This is a genomic window from Agrobacterium tumefaciens (assembly GCA_025560025.1).
Classification (GTDB): Bacteria; Pseudomonadota; Alphaproteobacteria; order Rhizobiales; family Rhizobiaceae; genus Agrobacterium.
Window position 1 is genome coordinate 1315370 of record CP048485.1, and the last position, 15496, is coordinate 1330865.

A 15496-nucleotide genomic window follows, 5' to 3' on the forward strand; every position below is an offset into this window, starting at 1 on the left:
GCCCGTTACGCATGGCAGGCGCCCGTTCACGCTAAGGTTATCGCCGCAGCCGCCAGGTTGCGCAAAGTTCATGTCGCGTTCATCGCGCTTATGTGACAGTTACATGACACTTTTGCGACACCCGATTCACCTCCCCGGATCGGCCGTGCCGCCTGCAATACCGGAGTATGAGTTTGAGAGATTCGGCGCCAAAAACAACGGCTTCCGAAAAGGCTTTGTTCGTCTTTTCGCCTGCATGGACAAGGAGCCTTTCGAAGCTTTCGGGCACGGCCTATACGCTTGCCAACCTGACTGTCGCATCCATCGTGCTGGTCGTGGCGCTGGAGTGGATCGCCCGCGGTTCGCTCCATGATGTCGGTGCGTTCCTCACCTCGTCCACCCGCCCGGGCATGACCACCATTGCCGCCGTTCTGCTTTTGCTGGTGGCGCTGGATGCCATTCTTGGCCGTCGTTATCTGTCGCTCATTGCGGTTACGCCGCTTTGCGTGCTGACGGGACTGATTTCCGCACAGAAACAGACCTATCTCTCCGATCCGCTTTATCCTTCCGACCTGCTGTTTGGCCGGCAGATCCTCGAGCTTCTGCCCACCATGCTGAAGGCCCAGCCGCTGACGGCGGTGCTGGTCGGGCTTGGCCTCTGCGCCACGGTTGCGGCGCTGGCCGCCCTCTGGCTGCTGGCGCGGCGTTATTCTCCGGGCCTGAACTGGCGTGAACGCGCCGCAGGTCTGGCATTGGCGCTGCCGCTTTTGGCCAGTCTCGCCTCGCTGATGGATTATTCGCATTATTCCTGGGTACGCGATCGCCTCAACATCATTCCCATGATGTGGGACCAGCAGGAAAACTACCGCCACAACGGCTTCCTGATGGCTTTTGCCTTCAACATTCCGATGGCGAATGTGTCCGCCCCGCAGGGTTACGGTGAAAACAGCATTGCCGACCTGACGGCGCAGCCCGCCGCCTTTGCCGCCAACAAGGGCGATTACCCCGATGTCATCATGCTGATGAGCGAATCGCTCTGGGATCCGACCCGGCTTGAAAACGTGAAGCTCTCGGCCGATCCGATGCCGACCATTCGCGCCAAACAGTCCGGCAATGTCTTTTCCCCCGAGTTCGGTGGCATGACGGCGAATGTGGAATTCGAGGCGCTGACCGGCTTTTCCAACGCCTTCCTGCCCTATGGCAGCATTCCCTATCAGCAATATATCCGCCGCCCGGTGCCCTCGCTTGCCAGCTTCTTTCGTGGCGAGGGTTATTCGGCCATCGCCATGCATCCGTTTCAGGAATGGTTCTGGAACCGCAAGCAGGTCTATCAGAATTTCGGCTTCGAGGAATTCCGTTCCGAAGAGACGCTGCCGGCCATGGAAAAACGCGGCAACTTCGCCTCCGACGACGCGCTGATGGAGGAGATCATGGCGACGGCCGAGCAGGCCCGCAACCCGCTCTTCCTCTTCGCCGTCACCCTGCAGGGACACGGTCCCTACGAGGCGGGCCGTTATGCCGCCGATACCATCGGCGTGGAAGGCGATCTCTCCCCTTCGGCATCGCAGGCGCTCTCGACCTATTCGCAAGGGGTGGTGGAGGCCGACGAGGCCCTTCTGAAACTGATGCGCTGGGCCAAGAAGCGCGACCGTGAAACCATCATCGTCCTCTTCGGCGATCACCTGCCGCCCCTCGGCCAGACCTTTGTGGAAAGCGGCTACATGCCCGGCATGGTGGCCAGCCGCCGCGCGCCGCTGGAGATCATGAAAAAGGAACACGAGACACCGCTCGTCGTGTGGTCCTCGAAAAAGGGCGTGCGCAAGAATATCGGCACCATCAGCCCGGCGCTGTTGCCCTATCATGTGCTGAAAACCGCCGGCTTTTCCGATCCCTTCTACACCGGGACGCTCGGCGAGGTTCAGCAGGCGTTCTCCGTCATCGACCGGCATATGCTGGTCGGCAAAGACGGCAAGGCCCTGCCCGACTGGTCGATTGCCCCCAATTCCATTCCCGACGTGGTGCGAGATTACCGCCTGCTGCAATTCGACATGATGTTCGGCGAGCAATATGGCCGCGAGCGCTTCTTCCCCGGCTTCAACTGGGTCAACGAGGGCACGCCCTCCGTCTGATGGTTTTCGGCCTGGGACATCTGAACCGCATGGCTGTGGAAATCGTTTGAATTCCATCGCCATGCGGGTTTATCTCGGAACGGCCCGCACCGAACCCTCAGCAACCGGAGACACGCCGTGTCAGATATCTCCGACTATGTCACCTCACATTTCAAGCGCTCCTCCCGTGAAATCGGCGAGGTGGAGCGGCGCATTCTGGAACTGGCGCAACAGAAAAAACTGGTTTCGAGTGACACCAATGCGGAATTTTCCGCCGGCGCGGGCCTTGCCGACAGGCTGGCCGACAATATCGCCAAGGTCGGCGGCTCCTGGGGTTTTATCCTCAGCTTCTGCTTTTTTCTGGTGATCTGGGCCATCGTCAACACCATCGTGCTGACAACGGGGGCCTTCGACCCCTACCCCTTCATCTTCCTCAACCTGCTGCTCTCCATGCTGGCCGCCATTCAGGCGCCGATCATCATGATGTCGCAGAACCGGCAGGCCGCCCGCGACCGCTTCGAGGCCGCCAAGGACTATGAGGTGAACCTGAAGGCCGAGCTTGAGGTTCTCTCCCTGCATGAAAAGATCGATGTGAAGGTGCTGGCCGAACTTGCGGCGCTGCGGCAGGACCTCGCCAGCCTCCACCACCACGTCACCCGCAAAGGCGACTGACGCCGAGCTAAATTCATCCCCGCTTTTCCCCGCCCTGCCGCGCCCTGTTATCTTGAACGCAGTCCTGCCGGGTGGATGCCAGACGTGGCGCAAACCGAGGGACGGTTCTGATAGGGACGGTGGCGCGTTCGTGACGACAGAACCATTTCGCAGGGAGGCGGTGCACAGCCCTTTGCGAGATACGGCATAGTGAAAGACCCGGCTGCGCAACGCATCCGACCCACACCAACCTCAACTAAAGCGCAGCCGGGCAATCGCCCGACGCCCTCCCGCTATCCCCGTCCGGCAGCGCCGTGCGGGATGAAGCTGTTGGGGTTTTTAGGGCGTGTTCAGGAAGTGAAGGAGGAGCACGGGGCTTTACCCCCCCTCTGCCCTGCCGGGCATCTCCCCCTCAAAGGGGGAGATCGGCAAGAGGCCCTTTTGTCGCTTCATTCACAAGCCTATAGATGGGCGAGGCCTTGCCGCAGATCGATCTCCCCCCTTGAGGGGGAGATGCCCGGCAGGGCAGAGGGGGGTAAAGCCACACGCGCCCTACGACCGCTTTGAATCGCACAACCTCCTGAAAGTTCACACCCAGTTACGAATCCGTCAGATTCTTGCGCTACAGATTGACGCAGGCGTTTGTTGCATTGCACTCTTGCGGGCAAGGCTTACGGGGAATCACTTCCCCTCGTCAAAATGGCATCACGACCATTTCGCGGCGACGCCACACCGGACAGCACTGTCCGGTCAACGAAATACATTCTGCACCGGGGTTTTTCATGCACCAGTTCGATCTGATTGTTGTCGGCAGCGGTCCGGCCGGAAGACGGGCCGCCATCCAGGCCGCCAAGCTCGAAAAGAAGGTTCTGGTCATCGAGAAAGGCAGCCGCGTCGGCGGCGTTTCCGTGCACACCGGCACCATTCCTTCCAAGACCCTGCGCGAGACCGCGCTCAACCTCACCGGCTGGCGCGAGCGCGGCTTTTACGGCCGCTCCTACCGCGTCAAGCAGGAGATCGACGCGGACGATCTGCGCCGCCGCCTGCTCATCACGCTGGACCACGAGGTCGAGGTACTGGAACACCAGTTCGCCCGCAACCGCGTGCAGCATATTCGCGGCACGGCAAGTTTCGTTGATGCCAACACCATGAAGGTGGTGAAGAACGACGGTGAAATCATGAATGTCACCGGCACCTCCATCCTGCTGACCATCGGCACCCGCCCCTACCGGCCGCCGCATATTCCCTTCGACGGCCAGGCCGTGCTCGATTCGGATGAAATTCTCGAGATCAAGGAGTTGCCGCGCTCCATGGTCGTCGTTGGCGCCGGTGTCATCGGCATCGAATATGCCACCATCTTCAGCGCGCTCGACACGCAGGTGACGGTGGTGGAGCCGCGCGAGACCATGCTGGAATTCATCGACAAGGAAATCGTCGAGGACTTCACCTACCAGCTGCGCGACCGCAACATGAAGCTGATATTCGGCCAGAAGGCGGAAAAGGTGGAGCGTGATGAGAGCGGCAAATGCCTGGTATCGCTCAGCAATGGCCGTGTCCTGAAAGCCGAGACGGTGCTGTTTGCCGCCGGCCGTGTCGGCGCCACCGATACGCTCAATCTTTCCGCCTGCGGGCTGGAGGCCGACAGCCGTGGCCGCCTGAAGGTCGATCCCGAAACCTTCCAGACCTCGGTGCCGAACATCTATGCCGCCGGCGATATCATCGGTTTCCCGAGCCTTGCCTCCACGTCAATGGAACAGGGCCGCATCGCCGCCCGCCACGCCGTCGGCGCACCGGCCGGCGAGCCGCCGCAATTCTTCCCCTACGGCATCTATGCCGTCCCGGAAATCTCCACCTGCGGCCTGACGGAAGAAGAAGTCATCGAACGCGGCATTCCCTATGAATGCGGCATCGCCCATTTCCGCGAAACCTCGCGTGGCCACATCATGGGCCTCGACAGCGGGCTGTTGAAGATGATCTTCTCGCTCAAAACCCGCCGCCTGCTTGGCGTCCACATCGTCGGCGAAGGTGCGACCGAACTGGTGCATATCGGCCAGGCGGTGCTGAACCTGAAGGGCACTGTGGAATATTTCGTGGAGAATACGTTCAATTACCCCACGCTCGCGGAAGCCTACAAGATTGCCGGGCTGGATGCGTGGAACCGCATGGGCGAGATCAAGAAGGATTGAGAGAGTATTCAGCGGGACGGCACAACGCCATACGGGCGCTTGTGGTAAGGTCGTAGCCTCCTCTCCTCGTCACCCCGGACTTGATCCGGGGTCCAGCCAGCCCAAGTCCTTGGGCTGAAAAGACGCGCCGTGGCTGGATGCCGGATCATCCTCGGGCTAGTTCCGGGGACCGGCATGACAAAGGGAGTTTTTCGCCCCGAGACTTAACCTTAGAAACATAGGCCGCCAACGGCATGCTAAAACCTCTCCGTCGTCATCCTCGGGCTTGACCCGAGGATCCACAATCCGGTGCACCACGGATCCTCGGGTCAAGCCCGAGGATGACGCCGAGTTTTCAGACACCCCACTGCGGGCGGAACCGCACTCACCACCGAATACTATACCGCGCACTAACCCCCGGCCGGAAATGATCCGCATAGCCCTGATCCAGCGTTCCCCGCACCGTCAGATTGTCGCCGATCTTCTGCTCCACCGCCACGCCGCTGCTGAACTCGTTGAAGCTGTTGCGGCTCGCCCCCGTCAGCACGAAAGCCGTGCCGGTCTCCGAGCGGGACAGACGCAGCGACTGCGATACATCCAGCCCGTTCCATTGCTGCGCCGTGCCGTCATAACGCACGGTGAAATTGCGGTTTGCCTCGATATCCAGTTCCGGCGTGACGATGCGCTTCTGCTGCGACGTCATGGAAAGGCTGCTCGATCCCGTCAGCGCGTTGAAGATGACGCCGACATCACGGGCCAGCGAAACGCCGGGCAACTGTTCGGCCAGCAGCGTGACATTGCCCCATACCCGCACCGGCGTATCCACCACCTGCCCCGTCTTCGAGGCATTCATGCCCATTTCAAGCCCGGCGCGGATCGGCGTATCGACCGGCAGTTTAGCACCGATGCGCGCCGTATAGGAGCGGTCGGAATTCTTGACCGGCTTCCAGATCAACCCTGCCTCATCCGCATGGGCGGCAGCTCCCGCAAGGGCATAAAGGGCGATGAAAAGGGCGGAACCCGTACGGAGTGACATACTTGTCCCCTGGCAAATTAAGGGCGCACCGGGAGAACCCGGCAGGCACGGTAAAAGCTTAAGGCCAATGGTTTGGCAGCGATAAGGCCGCACGAGAGCGGCACACAATGCCCGAACGACCGCATGCAACGGCCGGGGCAAATCATGCTGCGCAGGGTGCCAGATGAACAGGAGATGAACAAGAGCAGATGCAGCAAAAAATCATGCTGCACCGCATTGTGATCGGGAAGCTTCCCATGAGAGGTGCACCGAATGCTTGACGAATCGGCTTTTCCCAACGGATATTTGTTGCCGCGTGGCCTGCGCCTAACCTCCACGACCTTCCCCAGCAGGGTCTTCAATGGAGGCAAAGGGACTATTGTCTCAGGCACTTGTCTTGGTCCGATCGTTTCGGGCGGGTTGCTGGGGAACTGCGTCCGGGACGTGAAAGGCCTGACAATGACGCAAAATAGCAATCTAAAACGGCGTGTAAGAGCGCGCGCAGCCAAAACCGGCGAATCTTATACAGCTGCTCTCCAGCATATTCGCAGAATACCGGATGCTCCTTTGAGCAACTCAATACGCGTGGCGGTCGCGCAGACATCCCTGTTCAACGATCCTCGTGACATCTCCGCCCTAAAAACCTGCGGACAGGAAATCCGCCGTCTTATGGACGATGCCCATAAGGCTGGCGCTCGTCTCATACATTTCCCTGAAGGGGCAACGTGCTGGCCACATAAACGGATCATGTCAGAGACTGGTCCGGGGCAAATCGGACCATCCGACTGGACACGCTTTGAATGGGAAACTCTGCGCGAAGAACTGGAGGCGATCAGAAAACTGGCGCGCAAGCTGAAACTATGGACGGTTTTGGGTGCCGTCCATCAACTCACGCCACCGCACCGGCCATATAACAGCCTGTATGTCGTCTCCGATCGTGGAAAGCTTGTAACGCGCTACGACGAACGATTGTTGTCGAACACCAAAATCTCGTTCATGTATTCGCCGGGAAGCGTCCCGGTGACGTTTGAAGTCGATGGCTTCCGTTTCGGTTGCGCGCTTGGCATGGAAGCGCACTATCCGGAAATATTCATGGAATATGAGAAGCTGAATGTCGATTGCATGCTGTTTTCGACCGCGGGCGACGCTCCTTCCAATGCTGCGGCATTTGCCGCAGAGATATTGGGGCATGCGGTGAGCAACACCTATTGGGTCAGCTATTCCACCCTTGCCTCACAGAGTCCCAGCGCTCCCTCGGGAATCGCCGCACCGGATGGTCAATGGGTGGCGCAATGCCCGATGAATGGTTTACCGGCCATTGCGCTAGCGGATGTCATCATCGATCGGGAAAGTCCCGCGCGACCATGGCGGCGAAAAGCGCGCGCCGACCTTTACGCGCCTCATCAGGTGAATAACGACCCGAGAAGCGACAGCCGGAACCAGTTCTAACACTCAATACCGGCCAGTGGCGCTGGTTTGTGCCACTGGCCAATTGGCTCAGGGCGGAACGTCGCGTCCACGCCCAAACAAAAAGGCCGCAGCTTGCGCCACGGCCCCTTGTTCAATCAGCTTGCACTGAAGAAGATTATTCAGCGTCGCCTTCCGCGGCCTTCTTCTTGGCCGGAGCCTTCTTCTTCGGAGCGGCTTCTTCGCCTTCAGCGGCGTCGTCAGCCTTGGCAGCAGCCTTTTTCTTGGCCGGAGCCTTCTTCTTGGTTTCCGTTGCTTCTTCGGCGTCGTCAGCCAGCAGCTCTTCCTTGGAAACGGTCTTGTCCGTTACCGAGATTTCGGAGAGCAGCTTGTCGATGACCTTTTCTTCGAAGATCGGAGCGCGCAGCGAAGCGGAAGCGCCGGGGGTGTTGCGGAAGAAATCGAGGATTTCCTTCTGCTGGCCCGGGAACTGCTGCAGCTGCTGGAACAGCGCGCGCTGCATTTCTTCTTCGGTCACTTCAACGCCGGCCTTTTCGCCGATTTCGGAGAGAACGAGGCCGAGACGGACGCGGCGTTCAGCCAGCTTGCGATATTCTTCGCGGGCTTCTTCTTCGGTCGTGTCTTCGTCAGCGAAGGTCTTGCCCGACTGTGCGAGATCGGTGTTGATCTGGCGCCAGATGTTGTCGAACTCGGCGTCGACGAGGCCAGCCGGCGTGTCGAACTTGTACATTTCGTCGAGCTGGTCGAGGATCTGACGCTTGACCTTCTGGCGGGTGACGTTGCCGTACTGGCTTTCGATCTGGCCCTTGACGATTTCCTTCAGCTTTTCAGCCGATTCGAGACCGAGCTTTTCAGCCAGTTCGTCGTTGATTTCAACGGCAGCAGCAGCGGCAACTTCCTTGACGGTGATGTCGAAGTTGGCTTCCTTGCCAGCAAGGTTTGCAGCCGGGTAATCGGCCGGGAAGGTCACGGTGATGGTCTTTTCATCGCCAGCCTTGACGCCGACCAGCTGGTCTTCGAAGCCGGGGATGAAGCGGCCCGAACCGAGAACCAGTTCGGCATCTTCAGCAGCGCCGCCGTCGAAGGCAACGCCGTCAACCTTGCCGAGATAGTTCATGGTGACGCGGTCGCCATCGGCGGCCTTGCCCTTCTTGGCTTCAAAGGTGCGGGCGCTTTCAGCGATCTTCAGGATCTGCTCGTTGATTTCGTCTTCGGAGACTTCAACAACTTCGCGGGTAACCTTGATGCCGTCATTGGCCTTCAGTTCGATGGCCGGAATGATTTCGTAGGCAACGGTGAATTCGAAATCGGATTCGGCCGACAGGATCTTTTCGGCTTCCTGCTCGTCTTCGGTCATGGAGATGGCCGGCTGGGTAGCAGACTTCTCGCCGCGGCTGGAAAGGATTTCGGTCGGCTTTTCACGAACCAGCTCGTTGACGAGGTCGGCCATGATGGACTTGCCGTACATCTTCTTCAGGTGGCCAACCGGCACCTTGCCGGGACGGAAACCGTTGATGCGAACCTTGTCCTTGGCGTCAACCAGGCGCTCGTCCAGACGGGCCTTCATGTCGGCGGCCGGAATAACGACCTTGAGTTCGCGCTTCAGCCCTTCAGCGAGCGTTTCGATAACCTGCATTTTCCTAACCTTCACATCATGGCGGCGGTGCTCAGACAGCCGTTGGTTTACTTTCGAGCACTGCGCCGGAAACGTCGTTCCCCGGCCGTGGCTTCCCTTATTTCTTGACACAAGCGCCTGCCGGACACCATTGCGCCCGCGCCCGAGAGAAAGACCAAGGGGTAAAATGAACCCCGAAGCTCCCGCATCTTATAAAGATGCACTCTGGCGCAAGCGTGGCACAGCCATGCCTTGCTTGTGGTGCGGGTAGAGAGACTCGAACTCCCACGCCGAAGCGTTGGTACCTAAAACCAATGCGTCTACCAATTCCGCCATACCCGCACGTTGGGCGGCGGTATGTCACAATGTTCAGAAAGGGTCAAGCACGCCGTTCCCCCCGCCCCTCGTTTCCTCCGGACTTTTCTTGTCGCCTGCGCCGGCGGGAAGAGGCCGCCGCCCTCTTTGACTATTTGCAGCCCGCGCCAGGAGAGAAGACACGACAGCGGAACAGAGACTATTCCTTGCGGAGAAAGAAAAGCCGCACAGCCCGGCCCGCGCCTTTCCCGCCCGGCAAATCCGCATGGAGGCCGGCGCGGAAAGCGGAGATATTTATGCGGCTACGTTGACATTATATATAGCACGCCCCGCGCCGCACATTGCGCGCGCCCTTTTTCTAATCTGCAATTCACGACTGCTGCGCCCTCCCCCTGCCCGGTCAACCCTCGCGGATTCGCAATGCCGCCCATCCTGCCACCACCAAAAGCACACAAATTGGTCACAAATTATGCATGCATCGCCGCAATCGGCCCGTTTTACCGGCTTGCATTGCATTCCGCGCATAGGTGGCATCTTGCTTTGTCTGTTTTTCTTTTGATTAAACCGATTATATTCGTGGTCATACAGAGATCGAGTTCAGCCCCGGACCAAAGCCTCCCAAGACTGGCCGTAGAGACTGAACAGCACGAAGAGGAAGATGAAAATGAACATTACTCGCTCGCTCACCAACTGGCGCAAGTATCGTCAGACCGTAACCGAACTCGGCCGCATGACCGACCGCGAACTGAGCGACCTCGGCATTGGCCGTCAGGACATCCGCCGCGTCGCCCGTACCGCCGTCGGCATCTAATCCGCCTCGCCGCTTGAATGCGGCGGATGCGAGACTACCCTTCCAAAAGGCCTGAGGCTTCCGCCTCTGGCCTTTTTTTTGTTTTGGGCGATCCTTGAGCAGCGCCCCTCTCCGCCTTCACATGCCGCGAGCACAGCGGTGAAAAATGCATCGCTCAGCCGATCGCCTGGAGCAATGCGAAGCGCCCGAAGGCATTGCCGGCGCCCCAAAAATTGAAAATGGCCGCCCAAATGCCCTCAGAGGCCGCCCAATCTTCAAAAACCGCCCGAAAGACGGGCATTTCCGCTCATATTTTGCTCAGACGATAAGCAAAGCCGCAAATTTAGCCGACATAGTGCACAAATGCATGGCAGTAGCCTAAATTCTGCACTGCACAACATGGCTCAATGTCTATATATAAACCTCAACAGCCGAGAGCACAGACAAACCGCTGAGCCGGCAGACGAATTCACAAAGAAAGATTGAGGAAACGACCATGAACCCTATCCGCATCGCAAAGAACTGGATCTCCTACCGCCGCACGATCAACGAACTTGGCAGCCTCTCCAACCAGGCTCTGAGCGACATCGGTCTGACCCGTTACGACATCCGTAACGTAGCAGCCCGTTCGTTCCGCTAAGGCGTAAACGATCGTCCCGCTGCCCGACCTCCAGGGCGCGACGATTGAGCGACAGGTAAAAAAAGCGGCGCCTCTGGCGCCGTTTTTGATTCCGGGGTCTGGCTGGAGGAACCAGCCTTTGGAAAGACACCCGGCATCGCGGCATATTTCTTCTCCCTGTCGGGGAGAAGGTGGCCCGAAGGGTCGGATGAGGGGGCTAGCTCTCCGAATATCTCTACCCTCGCCCCCTCATCCCGCTGCCGCGGACTTCTCCCCGGCGGGGAGAAGAAGCAGGCGGCACGCGCTCGTTTCACAATGCCCGCACCTCTTCCTCACCCGCCTCATCCCAAAAACATTTGGCTGCCCCGGCCATGCATGCTAGTGCATCCCGCAACAATGCCGCGTCCTCTGGGATCCGCGCGAAACAATCACTCAAGAGACAGCCGCCGGACGGGAGCCTCTGCCCCGCATGCGGCCCATGGACGCCAGATGGACGCCAGCATGCAAGACAAGACCACTTCTCCCATTCACGTCGTGGGCGGCGGGCTGGCCGGCTCGGAAGCCGCATGGCAGATCGCGCAGAGCGGCGTGCCCGTCATCCTGCATGAAATGCGCGGCGTGCGCGGCACGGATGCGCATAAGGGCGATACGCTGGCGGAACTGGTCTGTTCCAACTCCTTCCGCTCGGACGATGCGACCGCCAATGCGGTCGGCGTCATCCATGCCGAAATGCGGCTTGCCGGTTCGCTGATCATGGCCTGCGCCGACAGACATCAGGTGCCGGCCGGCGGCGCGCTTGCCGTCGATCGTGACGGGTTCTCCGAGGCTGTGACGAAAGAGCTTGAAAGTCACCCCCTGGTGACGATCATCCGCGAGGAAGTGAACGGCCTGCCGCCGAAGGAATGGGGCAGCACCATCATCGCCACCGGCCCGCTCACCTCGCCGGATCTGGCAGCGGCGGTTCAGGCGGAGACCGGCGAGGACGCGCTGGCCTTTTTCGACGCCATCGCCCCCATCGTCCACCGCGACAGCATCAATATGGATATCTGCTGGTACCAGTCGCGTTACGACAAGGTCGGCCCCGGCGGCACGGGCAAGGATTACATCAACTGCCCGCTGAACGAGGAACAATATAACGCCTTCATCGACGCGCTGATCGCCGGCGATACGGTCGGTTTCAAGGAATGGGAAGGCACGCCCTATTTTGACGGCTGCCTGCCGATCGAGATCATGGCCGAGCGTGGCCGCGAGACGCTGCGCCATGGCCCGATGAAGCCCATGGGCTTGACCAATGCCCATAACCCCACCGTCAAGGCCTATGCCGTCGTGCAGCTACGCCAGGACAATGCGCTCGGCACGCTCTACAACATGGTCGGTTTCCAGACCAAGCTGAAATACGGCGTGCAGGCGGATGTCTTCCGCATGATACCGGGTCTGGAAAATGCGGAATTCGCACGCCTCGGCGGCCTGCACCGCAATACCTATATCGATTCCCCGATCCTGCTCGACCGCTCGCTGAAGCTGAAATCCCGGCCGGACCTGCGCTTTGCCGGCCAGATCACCGGCTGCGAGGGTTATGTGGAAAGCGCCTCCGTCGGCCTCCTCGCCGGCCGTTTCGCCGCCGCCGAACGCAAGGGCGAAGCCCCAAGCCTGCCGCCGGCCACCACCGCACTCGGCTCGCTCCTCAACCACATCACCGGCGGCCACCTCTCCTCAAATGATGAGCCGGGCAAGCGCTCCTTCCAGCCGATGAACATCAATTTCGGCCTCTTCCCGGAGCTGGAGCCGGGTTCCATCGTCAAGCCGGAAGGCGTGAAGCGTTTTCGCGGCAAGGACAAGACGATCATGAAACGCCAGCTGATTGCGGCGCGGGCGTTGAAGGATTGTGCGGCGTGGCTCGGGACGGGAAACACCGCCCCGGCTGCGGGAACTGTTCAGGATCATTGAACGGCAAGATATCGGCAACGAAGCATTTCGTGGTCGGTGCTGTCAGCGAACGTTCCAGAAGGCCCAGTCCGACTTGCCCTTCTGATATTTGTAGTGCCGGGAAAAATATGGATTGACCGTCGCCACATATTCGAAATGGAAGGTGGTCGCGCTGAGGAACGAGAACAAGGGGCTATATTTGTAACGCCCCGAAATCACGATGACGGACTCTTCCTCCTTGAAGTTCCCCGCCTTCAGCATCTTGTCCCAGGTCACGTTTTCGGCCGAGCCGAAAAAATTGTAGGGCGCGAATTCGGTCACGGCCACACCACCTACCAGTTTGGCACTCCGCAAGGTCAGATCGAGCTTGTCCGGGTCGAGCGGCTGGCCGGCATCGATGACGAAGGTCTTCACCCCCGTCCTCACCCGCTCCTCAAATTCCGGGAAACGGGCGGACCAGCGGGCGGTATTATCGACGACAGTCACAAAACGGTCGTAACTCAGCCAGCCACGACCGATCTCAATCATCACCGCGAGAAAAATGATCAACATCGGCAACAACAGGGAGAATTCCACCGCAGCCACGCCGCAACGGGACCGCATCATGGCGGCAAGGACCGATTTCAGCCGAAAGACCATCATTCCGTCACCCGAACGGCGGTGATTGCCAGAGAAACATTCTGCAATTGCGGCCGCTTGCCGCCGCTTGGGATCAGCAGACGCGTGGTAGGCAGGATGAATTGCCAATTGTAACCGAGCGCCAGTAGATATTGCCCGGCTTTCCTGTCAGGCGCCTCAAACTTGTTCTCGACCGGAAAGGTCAACGGCACGGCGGTGAAATCCGCATCCGGGATCGGAACGAGCGTTATCTTCATAGTCTCTTCCGTCGTGCCGAGCAGGAAATTCGAGGCGATGACCCGCCTGAACTCACTTTCGGTAACCACGCTCTGACTTGCCGCCGCCTTGCGCAGCAATTCTCCCCCGGCATTGGCCGCCGTCGACAGATTGAGACTGAGCAGCAGTGCCAGGCCGACTTCGAAAATACCGAAGATCAGCAAAAAAAAGACTGGCAGGAGCAGGCCGAACTCGACGGCGGTCGCCGCGCGAATGTCAGCCGCATAGGACCTGAACAGACCACGATAACGATCACAGAACACTTTACTTCGGCGAGTCGACATAGGTCACCTCGAAAGCCGTAATGATGCCACCGAGGCTGTCGCTTTTCCCGCCCGCAGCAATCGTCAGCTTGTAGACGGAGTATGTATCGACCGTGATCGCGTAACTACGGCGTTCCCAGAAGACCTTACCCGTCTGTCCCATTTCGATGATTTTCTTTTCCGGGCCCAGTTGCGGACGCAGCGGCTGCAGGAAGACGTCGATGTCGTTGGTACCGCCAAAGGCATCATTTCGACCATTATACCAGACGGAAACCTCATATTTTCCCGGATGCAGTTCCACATATTTGAAAATGGAGCTGTTGGCATCCTTCCTGTTCTGCCCATCCCAGTGACTGTCCAGCTCCACGACATATTTGGTCGGAGGTATCCGGGCGTTCTGGGCAGTCTGCAGCGAAGGACTTTGCGGTTCGTCTGATTTAACCGGACACGGCAGCTTGGCTTCCGTCGATTGCAACGCACCCTTATCGCCCTCTTTCAACTTGTCGTTCTTTTTCGGATCTTTCGGCTCTGCCTGCGCGCTATCCTGCGGCGAGACACTGGCGCAGGCGAGGCCGGCATCGTTGCCCTTCTTCGGTTCCTCATAACCCTGCCAGCCATGTTTTGCACGACACTCGGCATTGCTCCAGTCCTGAAGCTCGATGCCCGGACCTGTGCCGCCGTCCCATCCGAGTTCCTGATAGCTGTAGACCCCCCAGCAACCGTTAGGGGTCTTGGGGCTTTTGCCGTATTTAAGGACCCGGTCCTTGCCGTTCAGCCGGTCGAAAGTATTGTTGACGATTACCTCTCCATCATAGGGATAGGGGGGAATGCCGCCACAACGGTAGGTCAGCGCGTAATCCAATTTTTCGACATCGAACATGTCCCCCAACACCGTATCGTAGGTGAATTTCGCTTCGATATCGGTGGTCAACCAGTCGATCTTCACTTCGCGGCTCAACACCTTCTGTTTGGTGGAGCGAATGAGCGCATCGAACGTGTCGAGCACATTTTTACGGCGCACCTCATCGAGCGGCACATTCGTCCGGGTCGGTTTCGTCGAACGCTCACAGGCCTGCGCGATCACCCGTTTTGACTGGCTGTAATAGGCCAGAGCCCGGCCACCCTCGAAAAGCAGCCCGAAAGTGAAGAGGAAGATCGGCATCAGCAATGCCGTGAGAATCGCAAAATTCGCCCGCCGGTCCTTGAGAAGCGAGTGAAAATCACTCGTCAGGGCGTGCAGTATTCTTTCAATATAAAACATTATACCTATCGCTTTTCATGAACCACCAAGGATCGTCCCAGCTCCTTCCCCAGCCGGACAGACAAAGGCCGCAGCCGAACGAAGCGCCCGGGCTGTCGCAAAACAAACTCAACAAAGCCGCTGATGCGGGCCGCTCTCATGGCGGTGCGATATGAATGGCCCGGGCAGTCACACTCGGGAGATTAAAATCTCTCAATCCGCCGGTCGATCGTAACGATTACGGGCGAAATTCCATTCGTCATTCAATACGGCGAATTAAACACGAGATTCGTAAATTAAAGATCACACCAAAACTGAAAATAATATGCAAAATCATATATTTAAATCAGATATTCATAATTTATCATAGTCGAAATACTGCATTGAATACGACAGGTGGAAACTCAATTGCGACAATGCAATTTTACCGATCCGTGCTTGTCCCCGCGAGTGTTAGGCCGGTCTCGTCTTTTTGAGCGCGACGGATA

12 protein-coding genes and 1 tRNA gene are annotated in these 15496 nt (G+C 58.8%); 7 read left to right on the top strand and 6 right to left on the bottom strand.

The genetic code is table 11. The annotated features are described in order from the left end of the window. Window positions 1-167 precede the first annotated feature (167 nt). The 3 genes from FY152_06490 (at window position 168) to sthA (ending at window position 4924) form a co-directional block, all read left to right on the top strand. On the top strand, window positions 168-2108 hold the full coding sequence (locus tag FY152_06490) for an LTA synthase family protein (GenBank protein UXS31751.1): 1941 nt from the start codon (window positions 168-170) through the stop codon (window positions 2106-2108). A gap of 117 nt (window positions 2109-2225) precedes the next feature. Continuing rightward, window positions 2226-2759 (top strand): DUF1003 domain-containing protein, encoded by a 534-nt coding sequence (locus tag FY152_06495; protein UXS31752.1) that lies wholly within the window; start codon window positions 2226-2228, stop codon window positions 2757-2759. 761 nt (window positions 2760-3520) lie between these two features. Further along, window positions 3521-4924, top strand: coding sequence for a Si-specific NAD(P)(+) transhydrogenase (gene sthA, locus FY152_06500; GenBank protein UXS31753.1), 1404 nt, complete (start codon window positions 3521-3523; stop codon window positions 4922-4924). Window positions 4925-5288: 364 nt separating this feature from the next. On the opposite strand, the gene FY152_06505 is transcribed toward sthA, so the two are convergent. Further along, window positions 5289-5939: a hypothetical protein gene (locus tag FY152_06505; protein ID UXS31754.1), complete on the bottom strand. Its 651-nt coding sequence runs from the start codon at window positions 5937-5939 to the stop codon at window positions 5289-5291. 252 nt (window positions 5940-6191) lie between these two features. Between FY152_06505 and FY152_06510 the strand changes: the two genes are divergently transcribed. Then, on the top strand, window positions 6192-7367 hold the full coding sequence (locus FY152_06510; GenBank protein ID UXS31755.1) for a carbon-nitrogen hydrolase family protein: 1176 nt from the start codon (window positions 6192-6194) through the stop codon (window positions 7365-7367). A gap of 136 nt (window positions 7368-7503) precedes the next feature. Here the strand turns inward: FY152_06510 and FY152_06515 are convergent, their stop codons facing one another. After that, complete coding sequence (locus FY152_06515; GenBank protein UXS31756.1) at window positions 7504-8982, bottom strand: trigger factor; 1479 nt, start codon at window positions 8980-8982, stop codon at window positions 7504-7506. Window positions 8983-9220: 238 nt separating this feature from the next. After that, window positions 9221-9303, bottom strand: a tRNA-Leu gene (locus FY152_06520). Between the two features lie 637 nt (window positions 9304-9940). Between FY152_06520 and FY152_06525 the strand changes: the two genes are divergently transcribed. The 3 genes from FY152_06525 to FY152_06535 all read left to right on the top strand — a co-directional run bounded on the left by FY152_06525 (window position 9941) and on the right by FY152_06535 (window position 12632). After that, entirely contained in the window at window positions 9941-10087 is a 147-nt protein-coding gene (locus FY152_06525) for a DUF1127 domain-containing protein (GenBank protein UXS31757.1), read from the top strand. A 475-nt stretch (window positions 10088-10562) separates the two neighbouring features. Next, a complete protein-coding gene (locus FY152_06530) occupies window positions 10563-10706 on the top strand; it encodes a DUF1127 domain-containing protein (protein ID UXS31758.1) in 144 nt (47 codons plus the stop codon). A 468-nt stretch (window positions 10707-11174) separates the two neighbouring features. Then, a complete protein-coding gene (locus FY152_06535; GenBank protein ID UXS31759.1) occupies window positions 11175-12632 on the top strand; it encodes a methylenetetrahydrofolate--tRNA-(uracil(54)-C(5))-methyltransferase (FADH(2)-oxidizing) TrmFO in 1458 nt (485 codons plus the stop codon). Between the two features lie 42 nt (window positions 12633-12674). Here FY152_06535 and FY152_06540 read toward each other — a convergent pair whose 3' ends face one another. From FY152_06540 to FY152_06550, 3 genes are read right to left on the bottom strand one after another with little or no spacing between them, the layout of a single operon-like run. After that, entirely contained in the window at window positions 12675-13253 is a 579-nt protein-coding gene (locus FY152_06540; protein UXS31760.1) for a pilus assembly protein, read from the bottom strand. Next, window positions 13250-13789, bottom strand: a complete 540-nt coding sequence (locus tag FY152_06545) for a pilus assembly protein TadE (protein UXS31761.1) — start codon at window positions 13787-13789, stop codon at window positions 13250-13252. The genes FY152_06540 and FY152_06545 overlap by 4 nt, the downstream gene beginning before the upstream one ends. Then, a complete protein-coding gene (locus FY152_06550) occupies window positions 13770-15029 on the bottom strand; it encodes a pilus assembly protein (GenBank protein UXS31762.1) in 1260 nt (419 codons plus the stop codon). Before FY152_06550 ends, FY152_06545 begins: the two co-directional genes overlap by 20 nt. Window positions 15030-15496: the final 467 nt, after the last annotated feature.

Coding starts and splice junctions, on each gene's coding strand:
- FY152_06490 (UXS31751.1), top strand. CDS start 168: ATGAGTTTGAGAGATTCGGCGCCAAAAACAACGGCTTCCGAAAAGGCT.
- sthA (UXS31753.1), top strand. CDS start 3,521: ATGCACCAGTTCGATCTGATTGTTGTCGGCAGCGGTCCGGCCGGAAGA.
- FY152_06505 (UXS31754.1), bottom strand. CDS start 5,939: ATGTCACTCCGTACGGGTTCCGCCCTTTTCATCGCCCTTTATGCCCTT.
- FY152_06510 (UXS31755.1), top strand. CDS start 6,192: ATGCTTGACGAATCGGCTTTTCCCAACGGATATTTGTTGCCGCGTGGC.
- FY152_06515 (UXS31756.1), bottom strand. CDS start 8,982: ATGCAGGTTATCGAAACGCTCGCTGAAGGGCTGAAGCGCGAACTCAAG.
- FY152_06525 (UXS31757.1), top strand. CDS start 9,941: ATGAACATTACTCGCTCGCTCACCAACTGGCGCAAGTATCGTCAGACC.
- FY152_06530 (UXS31758.1), top strand. CDS start 10,563: ATGAACCCTATCCGCATCGCAAAGAACTGGATCTCCTACCGCCGCACG.
- FY152_06535 (UXS31759.1), top strand. CDS start 11,175: ATGGACGCCAGCATGCAAGACAAGACCACTTCTCCCATTCACGTCGTG.
- FY152_06540 (UXS31760.1), bottom strand. CDS start 13,253: ATGATGGTCTTTCGGCTGAAATCGGTCCTTGCCGCCATGATGCGGTCC.
- FY152_06545 (UXS31761.1), bottom strand. CDS start 13,789: ATGTCGACTCGCCGAAGTAAAGTGTTCTGTGATCGTTATCGTGGTCTG.
- FY152_06550 (UXS31762.1), bottom strand. CDS start 15,029: ATGTTTTATATTGAAAGAATACTGCACGCCCTGACGAGTGATTTTCAC.